The organism is Streptomyces sp. NPDC004561 (assembly GCF_053602155.1).
The window spans coordinates 1-5690 of record NZ_JBSGDB010000527.1 but is presented as its reverse complement, the minus strand read 5'-3'; the positions used below and the strand labels follow the sequence as shown (position 1 = coordinate 5690).

The 5690-nt window shown below is 71.6% G+C and carries 6 protein-coding genes; all 6 read left to right on the top strand.

The window, feature by feature from the left end; all coding sequences use genetic code 11:
• Nucleotides 1-45: 45 nt before the first annotated feature.
• Nucleotides 46-1137 (top strand): DUF3152 domain-containing protein, encoded by a 1092-nt coding sequence (locus ACWEN3_RS39795; RefSeq protein WP_452981618.1) that lies wholly within the window; start codon nt 46-48, stop codon nt 1135-1137.
• Nucleotides 1138-1194: 57 nt separating this feature from the next.
• Nucleotides 1195-1290 carry an Ms4533A family Cys-rich leader peptide gene (locus tag ACWEN3_RS39790; RefSeq protein ID WP_452981620.1) on the top strand — a complete coding sequence of 32 codons (96 nt, stop codon included), beginning with the start codon at nt 1195-1197 and terminating at the stop codon, nt 1288-1290.
• Nucleotides 1291-1456: 166 nt separating this feature from the next.
• Nucleotides 1457-3175, top strand: coding sequence for an ABC transporter substrate-binding protein (locus ACWEN3_RS39785; RefSeq protein ID WP_452981616.1), 1719 nt, complete (start codon nt 1457-1459; stop codon nt 3173-3175).
• Between the two features lie 4 nt (nt 3176-3179).
• The gene (locus ACWEN3_RS39780; protein ID WP_452981614.1) at nt 3180-4190 is read left to right on the top strand and encodes an ABC transporter permease; all 1011 of its coding nucleotides are present in this window, start codon (nt 3180-3182) and stop codon (nt 4188-4190) included.
• Complete coding sequence (locus ACWEN3_RS39775) at nt 4187-5185, top strand: ABC transporter permease (protein WP_452981611.1); 999 nt, start codon at nt 4187-4189, stop codon at nt 5183-5185. The genes ACWEN3_RS39780 and ACWEN3_RS39775 overlap by 4 nt, the downstream gene beginning before the upstream one ends.
• The coding region (locus ACWEN3_RS39770) for an ATP-binding cassette domain-containing protein (RefSeq protein ID WP_452981608.1) at nt 5182-5690 on the top strand (509 nt) is incomplete at its 3' end. The genes ACWEN3_RS39775 and ACWEN3_RS39770, both read left to right, overlap by 4 nt.

Here is a 5690-nt window from a genome sequence, read left to right as displayed (position 1 = left end):
CCGGCCACCAGGGCGAGGACCTGCAGGCCGGCCGGGTAGCCGTAGATGGTCAGGTCGCCTGGGGAAGCCGGCGGCGGATGGGGGGAGCTCGCGGGGCGGGCCGGTGCCGGCGGGCCCGGCGTGACCCTTCCGCGGCAGCGGCGGTCGGGGTCCGGCGGGACCGGGCGTGGTCCCCGGCAGGAGTACCTCGACGCCTTCGGGGGCGGCGGCGAGGACCCTGAGGACGTCGACGTCTTCGCGCCGCGTGCGGGCGCGAAGCGCCGTCCCGAGGCGCAGCCGGACGAGGCGACGCCGACAAAGCCGGCGACGGCCTCCGGCGCGGACGGCGTCCAGGTGCCCGCGCAGCGCGGCGGCAAAGGGCGTGCCTTCACCGGCATCGCCGCGGCCGCCGTCACCACCGTGCTCGCGGTGGTCGTCGCCGGGCAGGTGGCCGCGGGCCGGGGCGGCGACGCCACACCCTCCTCCGCCACCGACCAGGCGCGGGACGCCCGGACGGCCGACCCGGGCGGCGCCTCCGCCCCGGCGGGCGCGCCGGCCCTGACGTACGAGCAGAAGATGGACGTGCGGTACCCGCTGAGCGCCACGCTGAAGGGCCCGGGGAAGTTCGAGACCGTCCCCGGCTCCGACAGGGCGCCCGGCACCGGGCAGAAGTACACGTACCGCGTGGACGTCGAGCAGGGACTCGGGCTGGACGGCGCGCTGTTCGCCGAGGCCGTGCAGAAGACGCTGAACGACGACCGCAGTTGGGGCCACGGCAGCACCCGTACCTTCGAGCGCGTCTCCTCCGGCAAGCCCGACTTCGTGATCACGCTGGCCAGCCCCGGCACCACCGCCCAGTGGTGTGCCAAGTCGGGCCTCGACACCACGGAGGACAACGTCTCGTGCGACTCGGCCGCCACCGAGCGGGTGATGATCAATGCGTACCGGTGGGCTCAGGGCAGCAGGACGTACGGTGACGAGATCCATGCGTACCGGCAGATGCTGATCAACCACGAGGTCGGCCACCGGCTCGGCCACGGCCATGTCACCTGCCAGAAGAACGGCGAACTGGCGCCGGTCATGCAGCAGCAGACCAAGTTCCTCGACCACGACGGGATCCACTGTCTGCCCAACCCGTGGCCCTACCCCAAGAGTTGACAGCCGCCACTTGTGTCACATTGACATGAGCAGCAAGGTCGTTCATATTTCTTGACCATGTGGTCCCGTCATGCCGTCTCCGACAACGCCGCCATCGAGCTGGCGCTGTTCGGTGTGACCGCACTCTGCGTGGCCGACATCCACTGTCGCTGACGCCGCCCTCTGGCGTTCGCGTCGCGACCTTTCTCCACCCTGTCACGGCGTTTTCGACGACCCGACGCCGGGGCCGACGTCTGTCCGCAGCCGTCTCACTCCTCGTCCATTTGTCTCGCTCTGCGAGAAGCCCCTGTTCAGGGTTAACCGAGAGGTCGTCATTCCGATGCGTCAAACGTCCGTCACAGCGCGCCGCGTGGCAGCGGCATCCGTCAGCCTGGTCGTGGCAGCGGGCGCCGCCGCCTGCGGCCCGAAGGACAACGATGCCAAGGGCTCCGGCGGCGGCTCCACGCCCCACAGGGGCGGCACGCTCACGGTCCTGAACTCCCAGCCGCAGACCGACTTCGACCCCGCGCGGCTGTACACGTCCGGCGGCGGAAACGTTCCCTCCCTCGTCTTCCGCACCCTCACCACCCGCAATCGGGCGAACGGCGCGGCCGGCGCCGAGGTCGTCCCCGACCTCGCCACCGACACCGGGCGTCCCAGCGAGAACGCGACCGTGTGGACGTACACCCTGAAGAAGGGCCTCACGTACGAGGACGGCACCCCGATCACCTCGGCCGACATCAAGTACGGCATCGAGCGCTCCTTCGCCCCCGAACTCTCCGGCGGCGCCCCCTACCTGCGTGACTGGCTGGCCGGCGCCGCCGACTACCAGGGGCCGTACAAGGACCGGAAGGGGCTCGCGGCGATCGAGACGCCCGACAGCCGCACCATCGTCTTCCACCTGGACAAGCCCGAGGGCGAGTTCCCCTACCTCGCCACGCAGACCCAGTTCGCGCCGGTCCCCAGGAGCAAGGACACGGGCACCAAGTACGAGGAGCACCCGGTCTCCTCCGGCCCCTACCGGGTCGTCAGGAACGAGAACGACGGCGAGCACCTGCTCCTGAAGCGCAACGCCCACTGGTCCGCGGCCACCGACGACCAGCGCAAGGCCTACCTGGACACCGTCGACGTCCGCTCCGGCCTGGACTCCTCCGTGATCAACCAGCGGCTGTCCGCGTCCCAGGGCGCGGACTCCGCCGCCGTCACCACGGACACCAACCTCGGCCCCGCCGAACTCGCCGAGGTGACCGGCGACAAGGCGCTGGCCGCGCGCGTGGGCACCGGCCACTTCGGCTACACCGACTACATCGCGTTCAACCCGACCGTGAAGCCGTTCGACGACCCCAAGGTGCGCGAGGCCGTCGCCTACGCCGTCGACCGCTCCTCGGTGGTCAACGCGGCCGGCGGCAGCGCCCTGGCCGAGCCCGCCACCACCTTCCTGCCCGACCAGAAGTCCTTCGGCCACACGCCGTACGACCCGTTCCCGGCGGGCGCGTCCGGCAACCCGGCGAAGGCGAAGGAACTGCTCGCCCGGGCCGGGTACAAGAACGGGCTCACCGTCACGCTGACCCACTCCAACGCCAAGGACTTCGAGACCAGCCCGGAGATCGCCACCGCCGTCCAGGACGCGCTGAAGAAGGCCGGCATCACGGTCAGGCTGCAGGGCCTGGAGGACAACGACTACCGGGACAAGATCCACGGCGTGAGGACCGAGCCCGGGTTCTTCCTCGCCCACTGGGGTGCCGACTGGCCCTCCGGCGGGCCCTTCCTCGCCCCGATCTTCGACGGACGGCAGATCGTCAAGGACGGCGCGAACTTCAACACGGGCCTGCTGAACGACAAGTCGGTCAATGACGAGATTGACGCGATCAACAAGTTGACCGACCTTGACGCCGCCGCCAGGCGATGGGGCGCACTGGACGAGAAGATCGGCGGCAAGGCCCTCGTCGTGCCGCTGTTCCACCCGGTCTACAAGCGCCTGTACGGCTCGGACGTCAGGAACATCGTCATCAGCGACTGGACCGGCGTGCTGGACATCTCCCAGGTCGCGGTGAAGTGACGACGTGAGCAGAGCACTTGTCGCCGTCGAGCCCGCCGGGGCGGACACGTCCGTCCCGGCGGCCTCGGGGGCCCGTCAGTTCTGGCGGCGGCTGCGGGCACACCGCGCCGCCCTGGTCGCCGCGGCCGTCGTCGCGCTGCTCGTCCTGGTCGCCCTCGCCGCGCCCCTGCTCACCGCGCTAGAGGGCCAGGACCCCACCACGTACCACCCCGGCCTGATCGACTCCGTGCGCGGAGGAGTGCCCGTCGGCCCCCTCGGCGGCATCGGCGCCGGCCACTGGCTGGGCGTCGAACCGCAGACCGGCCGCGACCTGTTCGCCAGGCTCGTGTACGGGGCGCGGGTGTCCCTGGGGGTGGCCCTCGCGGCGACGGTGCTGCAGGTCGCCATCGGGGTCGCGGTCGGCGTGGCCTCGGCGCTCGGCGACCGATGGGTTGATCAACTGTTGAGCCGGGCCACGGACGTCATCGTCGCGATGCCGCTGATGATCATGTCGCTGGCGCTGCTCGCGATCGTGCCGTCGAGCTTCCCGCGGCCCGTCCTGGTCACCCTCGTCATCGGCCTGATCGCCTGGGGCAGCATCGCGAAGATCGTCCGGGCCCAGACGCTCTCCATGAAGGGGCTCGACCACGTGTCCGCCGCCCGGCTGAGCGGCTGGGGCGCCTGGCGGATCGCCCGCCGCGAGCTGCTGCCCGGACTCGCCGCGCCCGTCATCACCTACGCCGCGCTGCTGGTGCCCACGAACATCTCCGTCGAGGCGGCGCTGTCCTTCCTCGGCGTCGGCGTGAAGCCGCCCACCCCCTCCTGGGGACAGATGCTGACCGCCGCGGACGTCTGGTACCAGGCCGCGCCCCAGTACCTGCTGCTGCCGGCCGGCGCCCTGTTCGTCACCGTCCTCGCCCTCACCGTCCTCGGCGACGGCGTGCGCACCGCCCTCGACCCGCGAGCCGCCTCCCGCCTGCGCGTCGGCACCGGCCGCAAGGACTCCGCCGCGACCGGGAAGGAGGCGTCCGCATGAGCGGCTTCGGCGGCTTCCTGCTGCGCCGCGCGGTCGGCACCGCGGTCACCCTGCTCGCCATCTCGCTGGTCGTCTACGTCGTCTTCTACGCCACCCCCGGCAACGTCGCCCAGATCACCTGCGGCCCGCGCTGCTCACCGCAGCAGGTGCACCAGGTCGCCGAGCAGCTGAAGCTCGGGGAGCCCCTCCACCTGCGCTACTGGCACTTCCTGGAGGGTCTCCTCGCCGGGCGGGACTACTCCACGGGCACCTCGGTCGAGCACTGCGCCGCGCCCTGCCTGGGGCAGTCGTACCAGACCGGACGGCAGGTCCTGGACATCATCCTGGGCAGGCTGCCGGTCAGCCTGTCGCTCGTCCTCGGCGCCATGGTGCTCTGGCTCGTCCTCGGCGTCGGCACCGGTGTGCTGTCCGCGTGGCGACGTGGCCGCGTCTCCGAGCGCGTGCTGACCGCCGTCACCCTCGCCGGCACGGCCACGCCCGTCTTCGTCATCGGGCTCGTGCTGATGATCGTCGTCTGCGGCGAACTGCGGCTGCTGCCCTTCCCGCAGTACGTGAGCCTCTCCGAGGACCCCGAGCAGTGGGCGTGGAACCTGCTGCTGCCCTGGCTCTCGCTCGCCCTGATCGAGGCGGCCGCGTTCGCCCGCCTGACCCGCGCCGCGATGCTGGAGACGCTCGCCGAGGACCACATACGGACCTTTCGCGCGTACGGCGTTTCCGAGCGTTCCGTCGTCGGACGGCACGCCCTGCGGGGCGCCCTGGCGCCCGTGATCGCGCTGAACGCCAACAACGTCGGCTCGGCCGTCGGCGGCGCCGTTCTCACCGAGACCCTGTTCGGCCTGCCCGGCATCGGCCAGGAGCTGGTGCACGCCGTCACGGTCGTCGACCTGCCGGTGGTCGTCGGCATGGTCCTGGTCATCGGTTTCTTCGTGGTCCTCGCCAACGCCGTCGCGGACGTGCTGTACGCGGTGGCCGACCGACGGGTGGTACTCGCATGAGCCTGGTGGAAGTCATGGACCTGACCGTCGAGTTCGGCTCCCTGCGGGCCGTCGACGGGCTCTCCTTCAGCCTGGCGAAGGGCGCGGCCCTCGCCCTGGTCGGCGAGTCCGGCTCCGGCAAGTCCACCGTGGCGGGCGCCCTGCTGGGCCTGCACCGGGGCACCGGGGCCCGGGTCGGCGGCTCGGTCCACGTCGCCGGCACCGACGTGCAGCGGGCCACCGACGGGGAACTGCGGCGGCTGCGCGGCGCGAAGGCCGCCATGGTCTTCCAGGACCCGCTGTCCTCGCTCGACCCCTACTACGCGATCGGCGACCAGATCGCCGAGGTCCACCGCGTGCACGCGCGCGTGTCACGGCGCGCCGCACGCGCGCGTGCCGTCGACGTGCTCGACCGGGTCGGCATCCCGGATGTGCAGGACTGGCTCCATCCGTACGAGCGGTTCTGGCGCGAGCGACTGAAGGGCCTCGGCGGCCTCCTCGACCGCATGCCCGACGATGGAACGTC